Source organism: Peribacillus sp. P4_B1 (assembly GCF_056402395.1).
The window spans coordinates 22,383-39,248 of sequence record NZ_JBFUHM010000002.1; the positions used below are offsets into that span (position 1 = coordinate 22,383).

A 16,866-nucleotide genomic window follows, 5' to 3' on the forward strand; every position below is an offset into this window, starting at 1 on the left:
TGAAGAATTCGGAAGAAAGTGAAGCAGTGTATAATAACAGAATTTTTTAACTATTATCCCGCGAAAACATGGATAAATCAGGCTTTTTCATGTGAGGAATTCTTTTTTTGGAAACTTTTTAGAAAAAACTGGTGACAAATTTATACAGTGTGTTATATAATACAAACAGGAAATAAATCAACTGTATTATAACATAAAAGAGTTGGAAAGGATGTGGAGAGGCAACATGATTACGGAAGCAAAAGGCTTACAAATTACGGGCAACATTAAGCCAGGATATGAACAAATACTTACAACGGAGGCTCTTCAATTCATCGAAAGAATTGAACGGCATTTCAGTGAAAGAAGGAAGGAACTTCTGAAACGGCGCAAAAGCGTACAGGAAGAGCTGAATCAAGGCAAGTTGCCTGATTTCCTTGAAGAAACGAAGCATATTCGTGAAAGTGATTGGACGATTGCGCCACTCCCGAATGACTTGCAGGACCGCAGGGTTGAAATAACTGGACCGGTTGATCGTAAGATGATCATTAATGCAATGAACTCAGGTGCCAATGTATTCATGGCTGATTTTGAAGACGCCAACTCACCCACTTGGGAGAATTGCGTGGATGGTCAATTGAATTTGCGCGATGCAATCCGCGGAACCATTTCATTTAAAAATCCAAATGGCAAAGTGTATGAATTGAATGAAAAAAGGGCTGTCCTAAAGGTAAGGCCACGCGGCTGGCATTTGGAGGAAAAACATGTCCTTTTGGATGGACAGCCAATATCAGCCAGCATTTTTGACTTTGGACTGTACTTTTACCACAACGCAAAAGCATTGGTCGAAAAACAAAGCGGTCCATACTTCTACTTACCAAAAATGGAAAGCCACCTAGAAGCAAGATTATGGAATGAAATATTCGTATATGCACAGAACGATTTAAGAATACCGCAAGGAACCATTAAGGCAACGGTCTTGATTGAAACGATACTTGCCGCATTCGAAATGGATGAAATTCTGTACGAGCTTAAAGAACATTCTGCAGGCCTGAACTGCGGCCGCTGGGATTATATCTTCAGTTTCCTGAAAAAATTCCGTCACTCGGATGATGTTATCTTTCCTGACCGGCTGCAGGTGACGATGACCGTTCCGAACATGAGAGCGTATTCCTTATTGGCAATCAAAACATGCCACACTCGTAATGCTCCGGCAATTGGCGGGATGGCAGCGCAAATTCCAGTTAAAAATGACCCGATTAAGAATGATGAGGCTTTTGCGAAAGTCCGGGCAGATAAAGAACGCGAAGCAAGAGACGGCCATGATGGAACATGGGTTGCCCATCCAGGTATGGTAAGCATCGCAAAAGAGGTTTTTGACCTGCTTGTTCCAAAACCGAATCAAATTTTCCGAAAACGAGAAGATGTCCTTGTAACAGCGCAAGAGCTGCTGGCTGTGCCCGAAGGAACAATCACAGAGGCAGGATTAAGGACGAACATTAACGTCGGCATCCAATATATTGCCTCTTGGTTAAGCGGCAGGGGGGCGGCGCCCATTAATAACTTAATGGAAGATGCAGCAACGGCTGAAATTTCAAGAGCACAGGTCTGGCAATGGATCCGGCATCCAAAAGGCATCCTCGAAGATGGCAGGAAAATAACCGAAGAATTATTCCATCAGATTAAAGAGGAAGAAGTGGAGGTCATTAAATCGGAAGTAGGGGAAGAAGCTTTCAAGTCAGGAAAGTTTGAAGAGTCTACTAAACTATTCGAAGAATTGATTGAAGTGGATGACTTTGCAGATTTCTTAACCAATCCGGCATATGAACAATTATCTTAATATTGAAAATATTAAATATAAATTAGGAGGAAACGATAATGATGAATGAAAGAGCGCAACAATTACAACAAAACTGGGAAAATGACTCACGGTGGACTGGGATTAAACGTCCTTATACGGCGGACGAAGTTATTAAATTAAGAGGTTCCATCGATATTGAACAAACACTGGCACGCCGTGGTTCTGAGAAACTATGGAATCTATTAAATACAGAGGATTTCATCAATGCATTAGGAGCATTGACTGGTAACCAAGCAATGCAACAGGTGAAAGCTGGTTTAAAAGCAATCTACCTAAGCGGCTGGCAAGTTGCGGCAGATGCTAACATCGCAGGGCAAATGTACCCTGACCAAAGTTTATATCCAGCCAACTCCGTGCCGCAAGTGGTTAAACGCATTAATCAGACACTTCAGCGTGCAGACCAAATCAGCTTTGCTGAAGGAAAAGAGGATATCGATTGGTTCGCTCCAATCGTAGCGGATGCTGAAGCCGGCTTTGGCGGTTCCCTTAACGTCTTCGAATTAATGAAAGGCATGATCGAAGCTGGAGCGGCAGGTGTTCACTTTGAAGACCAGCTTTCTTCAGAGAAAAAATGTGGTCACCTAGGCGGTAAAGTTCTTCTGCCAACCCAAACGGCAGTACGTAACTTGGTTTCCGCCCGATTGGCAGCAGACGTAATGGGGACACCGACTATCTTAATTGCCCGTACGGATGCTGATGCTGCAGACTTGATCACCGATGATATCGATCCGGTCGATGCACCTTTCATCACTGGCGAAAGGACTCCGGAAGGGTTCTACCGCACCAACGCGGGTCTTGATCAAGCAATTGCACGCGGCCTTGCTTATGCACCGTATGCCGACCTTATCTGGTGTGAGACTTCTGAACCTAATCTAGCGGATGCTCGCCGCTTTGCCGAAGCGATCCATGCAGAGTTCCCGGGTAAGCTCCTTGCTTACAATTGCTCCCCATCATTTAACTGGAAAGCTAAATTAAGTGATGAAGAAATTGCCAGCTACCAAGTTGAATTGGGTAAATTGGGTTATAAGTTCCAATTCGTTACCCTTGCTGGCTTCCACTCATTGAATCATAGCATGTTCAATCTTGCTCTTGGTTATAAAGACCGCGGTATGGCTGCATACTCAGAACTTCAACAAGCAGAGTTCGCCAGTGAACCCGACGGCTATACAGCAACACGCCATCAACGTGAAGTGGGAACTGGTTATTTTGATGAAGTGGCACAAGTCATTTCTGGTGGAACATCATCCACAACAGCACTTGCAGGTTCTACTGAAACAGAACAATTCGAGACGTCAAAATAAAGGCTTGAAACCAAAAATCCGCCTCGTACCCGAGGCGGATTTTTATATGGAATGGGAGAATGCTATAAGATATAAAGATAAGCTGGATTACTTTATGTGGTTCTCTTTGTATCTTGCCCGATGATGAAAGACCATATGGCCTTAAAGACATTGGCACGCTGAAGTGTATTGAATATGACAAGTACGACAGGTCCTGCAATCAGCCCAAGGAAACCGATCAATTTGAAGCCGATGAACAAGGCGATGAGAGTGGCGAGCGGATCCAAACCAATACTGGAAGAAAGAACTTTTGGCTCTATTAACTGGCGCTGGACAACAACGATTATGTACAGGACGGACAAACCGATTGCAAGACTTGTATTTCCGGCAATGAATTCAAAGATGATCCAAGGAATGAAAATCGTCCCTGTCCCTAAATAGGGAATGATATCGACCAGTCCGCATATCAGGGCAATGGTAATTGAATAATTCACCCTTAAGATGAGAAAGCCGATTAAAATCGTGACAGTCGTCAATGAAACAAGAGTGAATTGTGCACGGATAAAACCAAATAAAGCCCGTTTTAAGTCCCTGAATAAACGCTTGGCACCCGAAAAAATCTTATCAGGCAACACTTTTCCTGTCACAAGGCCAAAGGTATCCCAATCTTTACTGATGAAGAAAGTGCCCAGTAGGGTAAAAAGGAGTGCTGTTGCCGTAGTTGGAAACCATCCGATAATTGTGGGAATGTTCTTCAAGAACGCTTGAATGAAGCCGCTTACTCCGGTAGTGATGGATTCACCGATATTTTGGATATTCTTGAGGACTGTGTCTTGCTGTTCGATATCCAAATTATTGAACATGGCAGCTATTTGATTATATAAAGGGATGACGGTTGAAGTGATGTATGTTTCTATAAAGTTCACGATCGTTTCAATGTGTTGTGGTATGACTCCGGCAAGGTAATTGGTCCCTGAAATGATCTCGGTGACGAGTAAGGTGATTAGACCCGCAAATAAAAGGAAAATGAGCAAAAGGGAAATGAATACAGCCAATCCCCTTGGCAGTCTTCCTTTCTTTTCGAAAAAAGTGACCAGGGGGTTCATCAAGAAAGCGATTATCATGGCAATAATGAATGGATATGTATACTTAGATAAATAAAACAAGGCAATTCCACCTAAAATTATTCCTCCGACGACCAGTAAAGAACGAATGAAACGATACATATATACTGGATTCAAGACATATCCTCCTTCTATCATAAAGTTTGTATTATAATTGTAACGATGATGGAAAAGAAAGGAAAGATTCTTTCGTCATTCTGCTTAACTTTTTCCCGTTAAAATACATAGCCCCATAAATCGGTCTCCTCTAAAGAAAGAGAGGAGTTTGTTATGTTAAAATAACAAAAAAGAAGAAAGAAGGTGAAGGGAGAATGATCAACGGTCCTGTCGTATTTTTAATTTTACTTGCAGCAATCGGTTGGTTTGGGAAAAATATGTCACTGATCATGGCTGCGGGTTTTCTTTTGAGCATGAAACTGATTGGCCTTGACGCTAAAGTGTTTCCATATTTAGAAGCGAAAGGAATCAACTTGGGCGTTACTATCATCACGATTTCCGTACTCATCCCAATAGCGAATGGGGCGATTGGTTTCAAGGAACTTGGGGACGCCATTAAATCCCCTTATGCCTGGATTGCGCTTGCATCCGGAATAGCGGTTGCACTTATAGCGAAAAATGGGATTACACTCCTGTCACATGATCCGCATATTACTGCGGCTCTTGTTTTTGGGACGATTCTTGCTGTCGCATTATTCAAAGGTGTAGCTGTCGGTCCGTTAATCGGGGCAGGAATTGCTTATTTATGCATGCAGATCTTTAATTTTTTTAAATAAAGCGAGTGGCGGAGGATGAAAGAGCTCGTCAACATTGGGAATGGGAATTTTCTATCTAATGTTTCATTTCTTCTGCTTTGTGACAAATTTTCAAAAAAAACGTGTTGGATTGCATAAAAAAAAGCAGGTGAATATGTTGCTAATTTTTCTAATGAAATAATAATTTTTTCACATTTTAAGTGCTTTTCATTCCCAAAAAAGTGTTTATTGTTTATAATAATCATGTAACTGCTCTGTTTTATTAAAAATGGGATTCAGAATATCATTGATATTTTTGAGGAACCTTAAAAAAAGATGTAGTTATTGAGCAAGCGCTCACTAGGAATAGCTACAAGCATTATTTTTAGGATTTCGTATAAAAGATTATCGTACATTTTACTATTGTTGGGGGCATATTCCGTGAACGCTTCAATACAAGATGTATGTCTTCTGCTAAAAAATAGATGGTTGTATTCAGAATAGCTAATTTCCTTGGAAGCGCTATATTTATACGCAATGAGCAAGGGTATAGGGGAATATATAGGAAAAGGAGAGATTTAGTATGACAGCAACAAAAGGTCTTGAAGGTGTGGTAGCAACAACTTCATCAGTAAGCTCCATTATCGATGACACATTAACGTATTCAGGTTATGACATCGACGATTTGGCTGTAAATGCAACATTCGAAGAAGTAATCTATCTTTTATGGCACGGAGCTCTTCCAAACAAAAGCCAACTAAAGGAATTAACTAAACAACTTGCTGAAAATGCTGCAATTCCAGCAGAAGTGGTTAATCATTTCAAAACATACCCGATTGATAAAGTACATCCAATGGGAGCTCTTCGCACAGCTGTATCTCTTCTTGGTCTTTATGATGAAGAAGCGGATGTAATGAATGAAGACGCTAACTATCGTAAAGCAATCCGCATCCAAGCAAAAATCCCTACATTGGTAACAACTTTCGCTCGCATCCGTCAAGGAAAAGAAGCGGTTGCACCACGTACAGATTTAAGCTTTGCTGCTAACTTCTTATATATGTTAAGTGGTAATGAACCAACGGCAATCGAAGAAGAGGCATTCAACAAAGCATTGGTCCTTCATGCTGACCATGAATTGAACGCTTCCACATTCACTGCACGCGTTTGTGTGGCTACATTATCCGATATCTATTCTGGCGTAACTTCTGCCATCGGCGCTTTAAAAGGCCCACTTCACGGCGGAGCTAACGAACAAGTCATGAAAATGCTTACTGAAATTGGTTCAGTTGATAACGTTGAGCCATATATCAACGAAAAATTAGCCAATAAAGAAAAAATCATGGGCTTTGGCCACCGTGTTTACCGTAAAGGTGATCCACGTGCTAAACACCTTAAAGAAATGTCCCAAAAACTTACTGAACTTACTGGACAACCGCAATATTATGATATGTCCATTAAAATTAATGAAATCGTAACTGGTCAAAAAAATCTTCCGCCAAACGTGGATTTCTATTCTGCTTCCGTTTACCATAGTTTAGGTATCGAGCATGACCTATTTACACCAATCTTTGCAGTAAGCCGTGCTTCAGGCTGGATCGCTCATATCCTTGAGCAATATTCAAACAACCGCCTGATCCGTCCGCGTGCAGAGTATGTTGGACCAGGTATGCAAAAATATGTACCGATTGAAGAACGCTAATTAAAAGTTTTTCAAAAATTATTTTTTATTTCATCGATTTTGTAGTAAATTAATAGATGTGAGTAAAAAGGGTTAGTGGTCCTGCCTCGTTTAATGGCCGGCCATCTAACCTTTGAATTTGAATCGGAGGTAAGAGACATGACACAAAGCCAAAAAATCACAGTTACTAACGGTGCTCTTAACGTACCAAACAATCCAATCGTTCCTTATATTGAGGGAGACGGAATCGGTCCTGATATCTGGGCAGCAGCTTCTCGCGTTTTAGACGCAGCAGTTGAAAAAGCTTACAACGGCGAAAAGAAAATCGAATGGAAAGAAGTTTTAGCTGGACAAAAAGCATTTGACCAAACAGGCGAATGGCTTCCACAAGAAACTCTTGATGTCATTAACGAATATCTAATCGCTATTAAAGGACCTCTTACAACTCCAATCGGTGGCGGTATCCGCTCATTGAACGTTGCATTGCGTCAAGTATTGGACTTATTCGTTTGTCTTCGTCCAGTACGTTACTTTGATGGTGTGCCTTCACCAGTTAAACGTCCGGAAGACACTGACATGGTCATCTTCCGTGAAAACACTGAAGACATCTATGCTGGTATCGAATATGCAAAAGGTTCTGACGAAGCTAAGAAATTAATCGAATTCCTACAAAATGAATTCGGTGTTACAAACATTCGTTTCCCTGAAACTTCAGGTATCGGAATTAAACCGATTTCTGAAGAAGGAACAAAACGTCTTGTTCGCTCTGCACTTAACTATGCGATCAAAGAAGGCCGTAAATCATTAACGCTTGTTCATAAAGGTAACATCATGAAATTCACGGAAGGCGCATTTAAAACTTGGGGTTATGAAGTTGCAGAACAAGAATTCGCCGATAAAGTGTTCACATGGAACCAATATGACAAAATTAAAGATGCTGAAGGCACTGAAGCTGCTAACAAAGCACAATCTGCTGCTGAAGCTGAAGGCAAAATCATCGTTAAAGATTCCATTGCTGATATCTTCTTACAACAAATCCTGACTCGTCCTAAAGAGTTTGATGTTGTTGCAACAATGAACTTGAACGGAGATTACATTTCTGATGCATTAGCTGCACAAGTTGGCGGAATCGGTATCGCTCCAGGAGCAAACATCAACTACGAAACTGGACATGCCATTTTCGAAGCAACTCACGGAACGGCTCCTAAATATGCTGGTCTTGATAAAGTTAACCCATCTTCAGTACTTCTTTCAGGCGTTCTTTTACTTGAACACCTTGGATGGAACGAAGCTGCAGACAGCATCACAAAATCAGTGGAACAAACAATCGCTTCTAAAGTCGTTACATACGATTTTGCCCGCCTAATGGAAGGCGCAACAGAAGTTAAATGTTCTGAGTTCGCTGACGAGCTTATCAAAAACCTTAAATAATTTATAAATGCTTTCTGGAAAAGTACCTTAATGGGCTTCTTTTCCAGGGAGCTTTATATATATATGTGCATGAAAATGTTAAAAGCATTCCAAAATATTCACATATTTTAAGGAGGAATTAACATGTCTAAGCGTAAAAAAATCACAGTAGTAGGTGCCGGTTTCACTGGTGCTACAGCAGCATTCCTAGCAGCTCAAAAAGAACTTGGTGATATCGTTTTAGTTGATATTCCGCAAGCTGAAAACCCTACAAAAGGTAAAGCTCTTGATATGGCGGAAGCAGGACCTGTTCTTGGTTTCGACGCTAACATCATCGGTACATCCAACTATTCAGAAACAGCTGATTCCGACGTAGTGATCATCACTGCTGGAATTGCCCGTAAGCCCGGCATGAGCCGTGACGACTTAGTTCAAACTAACCAAAAAGTTATGAAATCAGTAACTAAAGAAGTGGTTAAATATTCCCCTAATACAACAATCATCGTTTTGACTAACCCTGTAGATGCAATGACTTACACTGTTTACAAAGAATCAGGTTTCCCTAAAGAACGCGTTATCGGACAATCGGGTGTTCTTGATACAGCTCGTTTCCGCACTTTCGTAGCCCAAGAATTAAACTTATCCGTTAAAGATGTAACTGGTTTCGTGCTTGGCGGACACGGTGACGATATGGTCCCTCTGGTCCGTTACTCTTATGCTGGCGGAATTCCTTTGGAGACACTGATCCCCCAAGATCGTTTAGAAGCAATCGTGGCTCGTACTCGTACAGGCGGCGGAGAAATCGTAAACCTTCTTGGAAACGGAAGCGCATATTATGCACCGGCTGCATCCCTTGTGGAAATGGCTGAAGCAATCCTTAAAGACCAACGTCGCGTTCTTCCATCCATCGCTTATCTTGAAGGCGAATACGGATTCGAAGGAATCTACCTTGGTGTGCCAACTGTACTAGGTGCAAACGGCATTGAACAAATCATCGAGCTTGAATTGACTGAAGGCGAAAAAGCGGCACTTTCAAAATCAGTTGAATCAGTTAAAGCGGTAATGCAAGTTCTTCAATAAGAGATGGTGAAAACTATCTCTTGATCAGACTGCCTGGAATATTGGAAGGGAAGGCCGAGGCCATCTTCCATCTCCGGGCAGTCTTTTTATCCGCTTTGGAACAAATCCGGGGACGATAAGCCCCTGCTTAAGGTAGGAATAACTTTCAATACGTTTTTTTTATGTGTAAATTTCATATAATATTCTTTATAATGGAATTGGATGAGTAGACTGAGAATTTGGTCTATGGGGTAATACATAATTCAGGGGGATCTAATGTCAAAGAAAATTCTCGTAGTGGATGATGAACAATCAATAGTTACCTTACTTCAGTACAATTTAGAACAAGCAGGCTATTCGGTGATCACGGCTTTGGATGGAGAACAAGGACTGCAGGCTGCTGTGGACATACGCCCCGATTTAGTGGTATTGGATTTGATGCTGCCTAAAATGGATGGGCTTGAAGTATGTAAACAGCTTCGCCAGCAAAAAATCAATATACCGATCTTGATGCTGACTGCTAAGGACGATGAATTTGACAAAGTTCTGGGACTTGAACTTGGAGCGGATGATTATTTAACCAAACCATTTAGTCCGCGGGAGGTAGTAGCACGGATTAAAGCCATATTAAGGAGATCACAGTTTCAATCGAACGGCAGTGAGTCAGGTAATGATCAGGAAGATGGTCTCTTGAAATTAGGGGAATTGAAAGTATTCCCGGATCGATACGAAGCATTCTTTGATGAACAGCAATTAGAATTAACTCCAAAAGAATTTGAATTACTTTTATACTTGGCGAAGAATAAAGGGCGAGTATTGACTAGGGACCAACTGCTCAGTGCGGTATGGAATTATGATTTCGCGGGAGATTCCCGAATCGTCGATGTGCATATTAGCCATCTTCGTGAAAAAATAGAGAAGGATACAAAAAAACCTCTATATATCAAAACGATAAGGGGCTTGGGGTATAAGCTTGAGGAGCCTAAAAAAGAATGACGACCTACCGTAAAAAGCTCTTATATACCCTCATCACGCTGGTGATGGTCGTCCTGATGGCCGTGGGCTTTTTATTGGGGCATTTGTTCAAAAGTTATTATATTACAACGTTCAATGAGCGCATACAGAACGAAACATTCTTCATTTCTACATATATTCAAGAGCATGGGGGGATCGCGTCCTTTTTGGAAGAAGGGGAGACGGCAAAACTGACACCCCTTTTAGATTCGAACTTAACGATTCTCTCTGCGAGTGGGGAAATATTATACGATTCGACATCATCAAGTGAAATACTTAAAAGCCATGCCAAGGTCCTTCGCAAAATAACTTTGGAAAAAGGGCTTAAGTATGGGGAAGGGTTTGAGGTGGTTGAAGGGGAGTCGGACCTCCATTTTTATTGGAAGACGGTCGAAAAGGATGGCGAGATTGAAGGTTTTGTCGTCCATAGCAATGAAATAGAGGCCATCGATCAAGTGAATAAACAAATGTGGCAAATATTGATCATTTGCTTAGGGGTTGCCTTGATCATCATTCTCATGCTCGCGAGTAAAATCACTTCATATTATATCCGTCCGATCGAGGAGGCCACTATGGCAGCCATCGAACTGGCAAAAGGCAATTATGGAACTCGGACATTCGGGAGGCAAACTGATGAAACCGGAATGCTGACAACTTCCTTGAACATATTGGCGAGGAATCTTCAGGAAACTGAAATAGCGAGGGAAATGAATCAGGATCGTTTGGAAGCACTTGTTGAAAATATCGGTAGTGGTGTCTTGCTCATAGACAGTAAAGGGTATACCACCTTAATCAACCGGGAATTCAAGAAAAGCTTCCATGTAAACTCCGCTACTTTTTTGTTTCAGGAATATTACTCGGTCATTAAAGATCAGGAAGTGATTGCCATAATCGAAGAGATCTTTCGGACGGAAAAAACGATAAAACGCCAGGTGAGGATACCACTTGCAATAGAACGTAAGCATTTTGAGATTTACGGGGCTCCCATTATCGGGAATCATGATGAATGGAAGGGGATCCTCCTCATTTTCCATGATATCACCGAATTGAAAAGGCTCGAGCAAATGCGGAAGGATTTCGTGGCTAATGTGTCCCATGAATTGAGAACCCCGATCACTTCTATTAAAGGGTTTTCAGAAACATTGTTAGATGGGGCTTTAAAAGACGAAAAGACCTCAAAGCACTTTTTAACGATTATCTTGAAAGAAAGTGATCGGCTGCAAGAGCTCATTCAGGAGCTTCTGAATTTATCAAAAATGGAGCAGCAGGAATTCGTTTTGAAAGCAGGTGTCGTGGATATTACGAAAGTCCTTGGTGAAATACAAGAGATGCTTATTGGGAAGCTGAAGGAAAAAGAAGTATCGCTTGAAATTAAAGCATCACAGGAACCTGTTTTCATTGAAGGGGAATCTGATAGGATCAAACAGGTTTTCATTAATTTGATAACGAACGCATTGACCTATACCCCAAATGGCGGGAGGGTCACCGTGAATATCATGGAGAATGAACAGACGGTTGATATTGCAGTTCAAGATAGCGGGATCGGCATCGAAGAAAAAGAACTGCCGAGGATCTTTGAACGGTTTTACCGGATCGATAAGGCAAGGAGCCGCGATTCAGGAGGAACTGGCATTGGACTGGCAATCGTCAAGCATATAATAGAAGTCCATAAAGGTAAAATCAACGTGGAAAGCACACCTGGAACCGGGACGACTTTTACAGTCACTTTAAATAAAAGCTTAAAAGGAAAGATGTAGCGGGTTTCGTGAATTTACATGTCCTTTACAATTTCTTAAAACGGACTTCATAATGCAGGGGTACAATGTTTGTACAACCCCTCATCCAAGGAGTTAAACATTGACAGAGACCCATAGTCTCTGTCTTTTAATTTTGTCTTATTCCCCGGGAACCATTCCTCTATCCTATTTTCTTAGGAAAATATTTGATTTTCATGAAACTTTAGGCCCTTTCTTGCGTAAATAAGATATAACGGCAAAGAAGGGGTGATACATATCGTTAGCTTAAAAAGGATATATACGATCATAGGACTTGTCTTTCTAATTTTAATTTTGGGTGTAGTTGCGATATCGACCTGGTACACGGTTGATGAATCCGATCAAGCTGTCATAATGACGTTTGGTAAGGTGGAGCAGACGATAACAGAACCAGGACTTCACTTTAAGCTGCCTTGGCCGATTCAATCGGTTGAAAAATTATCGAAAGAAACATTCAGCCTTAAGTTTGGATATAAGGAAGAGGATGGAGAGGTGAAGGATTACCCGAGTGAGACCAAGATGATTACGGGTGATGAAAATATTGTGCTAGCCGACCTAGTGGTTCAGTGGAAAATCACAGACCCTCCAAAATATCTATACAATGCAGATGATCCAGAGAAAATATTATATGATACGACTTCAGCTGCCTTACGGAGCATTATCGGCAGCACGAAAATAGATGATGCACTTACATCCGGTAAAGCGCAAATTGAAGCGGATGTATGGGGATTGCTGTCACAGCTAATGGAGAAATATGATGTCGGAATTTCGATATCTGCGGTTAAACTCCAGGATGTGGAGTTACCGAATGAAGAAGTCCGGAAGGCATTTACCAATGTAACGGATGCCAGGGAAACGGCCAATACGAAAATAAACGAAGCGGATAAATATGAAAATAAACGGATGAATGAAGCGGAAGGGGAAAAAGACGCCATCATATCACAGGCCAATGGGGATAAAGCTGCCCGTACGGAAGCTGCCCGTGGGGATGTAGCGGTCTTTGAAAAATTACTAAGTGAGTATAAGGGCAATAAGGGGATTACGAAGGACCGTCTTGTTATTGAGACCCTTGAAGAAGTATTGCCGAATGCGGAGCTTTATATCATGAATGATGATGGAAACACAATGAAGTACTTGCCGCTTCGCCCGCTTGAAAAAGAGGAAACGAAAAAAACGCCTGCACCTGATGAATCCACTGCTCCAGAAGGAGAAACGGAAAAAGGGAATGCAATGGAAGAAAAAGCGGCGGGGGAAGGGGGCGCTAAACAATGAGTGGAAAAATAATAGATTTCTCTGAGTTGAAAAAAGGTGATTTTCATTGGAGAGGCTACGTGAAAATTGGCATTTTCCTCATTATTTTATTCGCGTTGCTGCTAATCATCTTCACCAATGTATATATCGTCAAAGAGGGCGAATATAAAGTCGTCCGTCAATTCGGTGAAGTGGTAAGAATTGACAAAACCCCGGGTTTGAAGGTAAAAGTGCCATTCATCCAGAGCGTCATGACCTTGCCGAAGTATCAGATGAGTTCTGATGTATCCGAGGCGGAAATCAATACGAAAGATAAAAAGCGGATGCTGATCGACAACTATGCAGTATGGAGAATAGAAGATCCGAAGAAATTGATTACAAATGCAAGGACGCTACAGAATGCCGAAACGAAAATGGAAGAGTTCATCTATTCGGCAGTTCGTTCAGAGCTTGGCCAGCTGAATTATGATGAAATCATCAATGATGAGAAGTCATCCAGGGGAAGTTTAAACGACCGCATAACAGAAAAAGTCAACGAACTGCTGCAAAAGGACAGTTATGGCATCAGCCTGACGGATGTCCGAATAAAGCGGACTGACCTGCCAGCCGAAAATGAAGCATCCGTCTTCAAGAGGATGATTTCAGAGCGGGAATCGAAAGCGCAAGAGTACCTATCCAAAGGTGATGCGAAGAAAAATCGTATCATTGCGGATACTGATCGTAAAGTGAAAGAATTGCTCTCGACTGCAGAAGCTGATGCAGAAGTTATCAGGGCTGAAGGAGAAGGGGAAGCAGCGATAATCTATAATAAGTCGTTTTCCAAAGATCCCGAATTCTATAAACTATACCGGACTCTTGACTCCTACAAAAAAACGATTGGAGATCAAACGGTCATCGTTCTGCCGTCGGATTCCCCATATGCCAGCTTGTTAATGGGAAATACTAAATAATCGCCGTTGCCGTCATTTTTCTTTCCGCTTCTACTCATGGTAGAATAGAGAAAGAAAATGAACGGCTTTTTGCGTTTTTAAATAGAAGCTAAAACTGCATAAACCTGTATGACTGGAGGAAGACGGAATTGGATAAAAAGTTAGTACTCATAGATGGAAATAGCATTGCATACCGTGCGTTTTTTGCACTTCCGCTCTTGAATAATGATAAAGGGGTACATACGAATTCCGTTTACGGATTCACCATGATGCTCAACCGCATTCTTGAAGAAGAAAAACCAACGCACATACTTGTTGCATTCGATGCGGGTAAAACGACATTCAGACACGCGTCATTTAAAGAATATAAAGGAGGTCGCCAAAAAACGCCGCCTGAATTATCTGAGCAATTTCCTTTCATTCGTGAGCTGCTTGATTGTTTTCAAATAAAAAGGTATGAACTGGAGAACTATGAAGCCGATGATATTATCGGGACGCTGTCTTTACAAGCTGAAAAAGATGGTTTTGAGGTGAAGGTCATTTCCGGTGATAAGGATTTAACACAATTATCCTCCCCTAGTACGACGGTTTCCATTACGAAAAAGGGGATTACAGAAATTGAGGAATACACTCCAAAGCATATACATGAAAAATACGGTCTATCCCCCTTTCAGATCATTGATTTAAAAGGGCTGATGGGAGATGCCTCCGACAATATTCCCGGCATACCGGGTGTTGGTGAAAAAACCGCCCTTAAGTTATTGCATCAATTTGAAACGGTGGAAAACCTCCTGCAGTCGATTGATGAGGTAAGCGGACAAAAATTGAAAGAGAAAATAGAGGAACATAAAGACCTGGCTCTATTAAGTAAAGAGCTGGCAACAATAACGAGGGAAGCGCCGCTTGAAGTTTCTGTAAACGAGACTGAGTACAGCGGCATGGATCAGGAACGAGTCATCTCATTCTATAAAGAGCTAGGCTTTTCGACTTTGCTCGATAAATTGGATGTAACGGAAAGTGTACCGCTTGAACAGGAAAAGATAGAGGTTCACACGGGTGAAATGACAGAAGGAATGTTTGCAGATGAAAGTGCTTTATATGTTGAAACTTTAGAAGATAATTATCATCGTGCAGATATTATAGGGATAGCCATCAGTAATGAACAAGGTCATTTTTACTTCCATGGAGATGATGCTCTGAGTTCCGCGGCATTTAAAACTTGGGCAGAGGATGAAACAAAAAAGAAAACGGTTTTCGATGCGAAGCGTACGGTTGTTGCACTCCGTCATAGAGGCGTCGAAATAAAAGGCATCGATTTTGATGTGTTTTTGGCATCCTATATCCTAGATCCGGCAGAGTCAGTGGATGAAGTGGCCGAAATCACGAAAACACAAGGTACAATCCGTCTTGAGACAGATGATGTTTTTTATGGAAAAGGTGCAAAACGCAAGATTCCTGGGCAAGCTGAATTGAGCGAGCATATCGCCAGAAAATCGAAGGCAATCCTTTCTCTTAAAGAACCGATGATCAATAAACTGGAAGAGTTCGAGCAATATCATCTGTTAACGGAACTGGAGCTGCCTTTGTCGATCATCCTGGCTAATATGGAATGGCAGGGCATCAAGGTGGATATAGGCCGGCTGAAAAACATGGGGCAGGAATTAGCCATTCGCTTAAGAACCATTGAAGCACGAATTTTTGATTTGGCTGGAGAGGCTTTCAATATCAATTCACCTAAACAGCTTGGGGCCATCCTTTTTGAAAAGTTAGAGCTTCCGGTCATGAAGAAAACCAAAACAGGTTATTCCACTTCAGCCGATGTGCTGGAAAAACTGGAGAGCCAGCATGATATCGTTAAGGAAATATTACTGTATCGCCAGCTTGGTAAGTTGCAATCCACATATATTGAAGGTTTGCTCAAAGTGGTCAATGCTAAAACGGACAAGGTGCACACCCGGTTCAACCAAGCATTGACCCAAACCGGCCGATTAAGTTCTACAGATCCCAACCTGCAGAACATCCCTATCAGACTGGAAGAAGGCAGGAAAATCAGGCAGGCCTTCATTCCTTCCGAAAAGGATTGGATCATTTTTGCTGCGGATTATTCGCAAATCGAGTTACGCGTGCTTGCGCATATCGCCAATGACAGCGGATTGGTGGAAGCATTCCAAGCCGGGATGGACATCCATACAAGGACAGCGATGGATGTGTTCCATGTAAAGGCGGAGGAAGTCACGTCGAACATGAGGCGCCAAGCAAAAGCCGTCAACTTCGGAATCGTTTATGGTATAAGTGACTACGGGCTATCGCAAAGTCTTGGCATCACGAGAAAAGATGCTGGAGAGTTCATCGAGAAGTATTTAAGGAGCTTTCCTGGTGTTCAGGAATATATGGAAGAAAGTATACATGAGGCACGTCAAAAAGGGTATAGCACGACTTTGCTGCAAAGAAGGCGCTATATACCTGAGATTACAAGCAGGAATTTCAACATTAGGAGCTTTGCCGAACGGACAGCGATGAACACACCGATTCAAGGCAGTGCCGCGGATATCATCAAGCTTGCGATGATAAATATGAATAAGCGCCTGAAAAGTGAAGGGCTTAAAACGAGAATGCTTCTTCAGGTGCATGATGAATTGATTTTTGAAACGCCTCCCGAGGAACTCGAAATCCTTAAGGTGATCGTTCCGGAGGAAATGGAAAATGCCATTGAATTGAACGTGCCCCTTAAAGTGGATTATGCTTTCGGGCCAACATGGTTTGATGCCAAATAAT

The 16,866-nt window shown here is 41.8% G+C and carries 12 protein-coding genes; 11 read left to right on the plus strand and 1 reads right to left on the minus strand.

The window, feature by feature from the left end; genetic code table 11:
- Window positions 1–226 precede the first annotated feature (226 nt).
- Both aceB and aceA read left to right on the plus strand, forming a co-directional pair.
- Complete coding sequence (aceB, locus tag AC1DVK_RS01585; protein WP_477625707.1) at window positions 227–1,819, plus strand: malate synthase A; 1,593 nt, start codon at window positions 227–229, stop codon at window positions 1,817–1,819.
- A gap of 38 nt (window positions 1,820–1,857) precedes the next feature.
- Window positions 1,858–3,141 (plus strand): isocitrate lyase, encoded by a 1,284-nt coding sequence (gene aceA, locus AC1DVK_RS01590; protein ID WP_477625708.1) that lies wholly within the window; start codon window positions 1,858–1,860, stop codon window positions 3,139–3,141.
- 92 nt (window positions 3,142–3,233) lie between these two features.
- Here the strand turns inward: aceA and ytvI are convergent, their stop codons facing one another.
- Window positions 3,234–4,361 carry a sporulation integral membrane protein YtvI gene (gene ytvI, locus AC1DVK_RS01595; protein ID WP_477625709.1) on the minus strand — a complete coding sequence of 376 codons (1,128 nt, stop codon included), beginning with the start codon at window positions 4,359–4,361 and terminating at the stop codon, window positions 3,234–3,236.
- Between the two features lie 194 nt (window positions 4,362–4,555).
- Here ytvI and AC1DVK_RS01600 point away from each other — a divergent pair, with 194 nt between their 5' ends.
- The 9 genes from AC1DVK_RS01600 to polA all read left to right on the plus strand — a co-directional run bounded on the left by AC1DVK_RS01600 (window position 4,556) and on the right by polA (window position 16,865).
- The gene (locus tag AC1DVK_RS01600; protein ID WP_089361733.1) at window positions 4,556–5,017 is read left to right on the plus strand and encodes a DUF441 domain-containing protein; all 462 of its coding nucleotides are present in this window, start codon (window positions 4,556–4,558) and stop codon (window positions 5,015–5,017) included.
- A gap of 541 nt (window positions 5,018–5,558) precedes the next feature.
- The gene (gene citZ, locus AC1DVK_RS01605; RefSeq protein ID WP_061464357.1) at window positions 5,559–6,674 is read left to right on the plus strand and encodes a citrate synthase; all 1,116 of its coding nucleotides are present in this window, start codon (window positions 5,559–5,561) and stop codon (window positions 6,672–6,674) included.
- Window positions 6,675–6,767: 93 nt separating this feature from the next.
- Window positions 6,768–8,084 (plus strand): NADP-dependent isocitrate dehydrogenase, encoded by a 1,317-nt coding sequence (icd, locus tag AC1DVK_RS01610; RefSeq protein ID WP_286140741.1) that lies wholly within the window; start codon window positions 6,768–6,770, stop codon window positions 8,082–8,084.
- A 123-nt stretch (window positions 8,085–8,207) separates the two neighbouring features.
- Complete coding sequence (gene mdh, locus AC1DVK_RS01615; protein WP_061464355.1) at window positions 8,208–9,143, plus strand: malate dehydrogenase; 936 nt, start codon at window positions 8,208–8,210, stop codon at window positions 9,141–9,143.
- A gap of 255 nt (window positions 9,144–9,398) precedes the next feature.
- Window positions 9,399–10,118 (plus strand): response regulator transcription factor, encoded by a 720-nt coding sequence (locus AC1DVK_RS01620; protein WP_061464354.1) that lies wholly within the window; start codon window positions 9,399–9,401, stop codon window positions 10,116–10,118.
- Complete coding sequence (gene pnpS, locus AC1DVK_RS01625) at window positions 10,115–11,893, plus strand: two-component system histidine kinase PnpS (RefSeq protein WP_477625710.1); 1,779 nt, start codon at window positions 10,115–10,117, stop codon at window positions 11,891–11,893. The genes AC1DVK_RS01620 and pnpS overlap by 4 nt, the downstream gene beginning before the upstream one ends.
- 255 nt (window positions 11,894–12,148) lie before the next feature.
- A complete protein-coding gene (gene hflK, locus AC1DVK_RS01630) occupies window positions 12,149–13,183 on the plus strand; it encodes an FtsH protease activity modulator HflK (protein WP_089361777.1) in 1,035 nt (344 codons plus the stop codon).
- Complete coding sequence (gene hflC / locus AC1DVK_RS01635) at window positions 13,180–14,112, plus strand: protease modulator HflC (RefSeq protein WP_061464352.1); 933 nt, start codon at window positions 13,180–13,182, stop codon at window positions 14,110–14,112. Before hflK ends, hflC begins: the two co-directional genes overlap by 4 nt.
- Window positions 14,113–14,240: 128 nt before the next feature.
- Window positions 14,241–16,865: a DNA polymerase I gene (polA, locus tag AC1DVK_RS01640; protein WP_477625711.1), complete on the plus strand. Its 2,625-nt coding sequence runs from the start codon at window positions 14,241–14,243 to the stop codon at window positions 16,863–16,865.
- The last annotated feature ends 1 nt before the right edge of the window (window position 16,866 follow it).